This window comes from Neisseria sp. P0001.S005 (genome assembly GCF_051963715.1).
The window spans coordinates 1-957 of the sequence record NZ_JBQCTZ010000435.1 but is presented as its reverse complement, the minus strand read 5'-3'; the positions used below and the strand labels follow the sequence as shown (position 1 = coordinate 957).

General features: G+C 52.0%; 1 protein-coding gene and 1 pseudogene. One reads left to right on the top strand and one right to left on the bottom strand.

Annotated elements, in window-relative coordinates:
• Window positions 1–195 (top strand): annotated as a pseudogene (locus ACTHSP_RS20860) (hypothetical protein); the annotation flags it as partial.
• A 165-nt stretch (window positions 196–360) separates the two neighbouring features.
• On the opposite strand, the gene pgk reads toward ACTHSP_RS20860, so the two are convergent.
• A partial coding sequence (gene pgk / locus ACTHSP_RS20855) for a phosphoglycerate kinase (protein ID WP_440346869.1) occupies window positions 361–957 on the bottom strand: 597 nt, incomplete at its 5' end.

Genomic DNA, 957 nt, shown 5'->3' with positions numbered 1-957 from the left:
ACCCAAATGCCCCAAACCGACCCCGAGGCTTTTGAAACGGCCATGACCCAAATCCGTCAGGAATTTGCCGAGCTTGAACAAAACACACAAGCGCAGCAAGACCACATCCTCAAACACCAGCTCGACCTGATCATCCGTCAGCTTACCCCGTGCTATCAGGCATTGCACCGACAAGCCGACGCAGAGGCCATCTGAAAAGAGCCGGACACTTTCCAGCCTGTTTAGCAACAAGTCTGCCAATCATCGGTGTTGAGTCCAGCTAAACACTTTCTCGAATAAAAACCAAAACAAAAGGCCGTCTGAAACCTGATTTCCAGATTTCAGACGGCCTTTATTTTTAACAATAGATTTTAAAACCGATTATGCACCGCGTTTTTCCAAAGCAGCAACGGCAGGCAACTCTTTGCCTTCCAAGAACTCAAGGAACGCGCCGCCGCCGGTAGAGATGTAGCTGATTTGATCGGTTACGCCGAATTTGGCAATCGCCGCCAAAGTATCGCCGCCGCCGGCAATCGAGAACGCATCGCTTTGGGCAATCGCTTCAGCCAATACTTTGGTACCGCCGGCAAATTGGTCAAATTCAAATACGCCGACCGGGCCGTTCCATACGACCGTACCGGCAGCTTTGAGCAAATCGGCCAAAGCAGCGGCGGATTTAGGGCCGATGTCCAAAATCATGTCGTCTTCGGCAACGTCGGCAATGTCTTTCACCACCGCTTCCGCATCGGCGGCAAAGGCTTTAGCGACAACCACATCGGTCGGCAGCGGAACAGAGCCGCCTTTGGCCGCCATTTTCGCCATGATTTTTTTGGATTCATCCACCAAATCGTGTTCGGCCAAAGATTTACCGATGGCTTTGCCTTCTGCCAACAGGAAGGTATTGGCAATGCCGCCGCCGACGATGAGTTGGTCGACTTTGTCGGCCAAAGATTCGAGGATGGTCAGTTTGGTAGACAC